Annotated in this window: 2 pseudogenes; both read left to right on the top strand. The window is 55.6% G+C overall.

The features are described from left to right. Window positions 1–311, top strand: a pseudogene (locus tag ATY29_RS37345) (hypothetical protein); the annotation flags it as partial. Then, window positions 311–888 (top strand): annotated as a pseudogene (locus ATY29_RS00080) (ATP-binding protein); the annotation flags it as partial. The pseudogenes ATY29_RS37345 and ATY29_RS00080, both read left to right, overlap by 1 nt. Between the last annotated feature and the right edge of the window lie 820 nt (window positions 889–1,708).

The raw sequence follows: 1,708 nt of genomic DNA, 5'->3' as shown, positions 1-1,708 counted from the left end.
CGACCATCGGAAGGAGTATCGGCGATGACGCGCCGCTGGTCTTCCGGGGCGCGCCCCGGAAGACCAGCGCCGCAGCTCCTGGGGAAGATTCAAACGGCACTATTGGGGAGTATGCTCCGGTACTGACAGGCCAGGTCGTGGCCGATCATGTCCTGTGCCAGGGCCGGCGGCAACGGATCGTGGACCGGTCCCATTTTGTCGGCGTGACCGGTGCCGAGGGATCCGTGCGTACAGCTCCCTTGGAAATGCCTCCGGCCACCTTGCTGCGGCCACTCGCGGAATACGAGGCGGTTGTTGGAGGAGGATGGTGATGGCGAACGTGGATCACGACCTACTCATCGCAACACTCGATCGACTGAAACTTGACGGCGATCCGCGATCAGCTCGACACTCTGCTTGACGAGGCGGCCCCGCTCGAAGATGAACTTGCGCGAAGCTCTGACATTCCTGGTATCGCGAGAGATCGCCCGGCGCGATGAGCGGCGCATCTCCATGTCGAGTAAAGTCGCACAGTTCCCGTTCGTGTGCGAACTCGACGGCTTTGAGTTCGAGGCGCAGCCGTCGCTTGATCATGGGCAAATCAGGGAACTGGCGACCTGTCGCTGGATCGCTCACGGCGATACGGTGCTATTCCTTGGGCCTCCTGGTACCGGTAAAACCCACCTTGCTGTCAGCCTTGGCCGCGAGGCGATCCGCCAGAACTACAACGTGCAGTTCGTCACAGCCGCGACGCTGGTGGCGATGTTGGCCAAGGCCCACATCGACGGCTCGCTCGACAAGCAGTTGGCGATCCTGGCTCGTCCGAAATTGCTGATCATTGACGAGCTCGGCTATCTTCCCTTCGAGGCGAATGCAGCGCACCTGTTCTTCCAACTGGTGTCCCGGCGCGCTTTTCGCGAAGCCGATAGCTGTCTCCTCGGATGGTGATCACCGTCGCTTGAAACAAGCGAAACGACCAATCAATGGAGGGGGTCAATTCCTCGCTTCGCTTGACACCTGGCGGGCATGTCGCCTTGATTTCTCATCGACGAAACCACGGTCGGACGCGAACTGAAAGCTCCCGGCTTTGCCAAGCTGTCGCCAGAAGGTCTAGCCTATTCCAATCGGACTGCTTTCGTGTAGAAGGGCCCGGGTAAAATAGAACTGCAACGAAGCACGTTTACAGAGCCATAGTTCTTGTTGGCCTTGTTTCTGTCATAAAACTCGCAACTTATGACGAGTGTTGCAAACACAAATGCAATAGTACAGCGCCAGGCCAAGTATGCCAGACTTGATCACTCGTCGACCTCGTCGTTGTCGCCCATTGGAAGCGGCACATCAAGGACCGCAATTACGTCAAAGCTGTCGCCAGCCTTCCGTCTCTTTGTATGCCCGACCAGATTTCGAAGAGGCAACTTGGCGCTTGGATACAATGTGAGGTGAAAGGTGTATCAAACGGACCAAGCATTCCGTTCAGTGAAAAGGCGTTCTTTGACGAGTACGTCGTTTTCAATTCACTATCCTGAACAATTCTTGGCTCTCTCTGAGCCTCTGAGCTACCTAGCTTTCCGCGTATAAAAAATCCTTTATTGTTTTGCGTTCCGAAGAGCCACGCAACCTTTCCAAAGGTGAAAAGGCACCAGATTCTAAATAGGTTTCACTAAGAGCCCGATTCAAAAGTTCATTCGTATATCCAATACCTTGCGATGCGCCTTATGAGCATTCTGAT

Origin of the sequence: Rhizobium hidalgonense, assembly GCF_002914525.1 — a bacterium.
In the GTDB taxonomy this organism is placed as follows: Bacteria; Pseudomonadota; Alphaproteobacteria; order Rhizobiales; family Rhizobiaceae; genus Rhizobium; species Rhizobium hidalgonense.
Note: the sequence above shows the minus strand (reverse complement) of the source record. Positions and strands in the feature narration are given on the sequence as shown.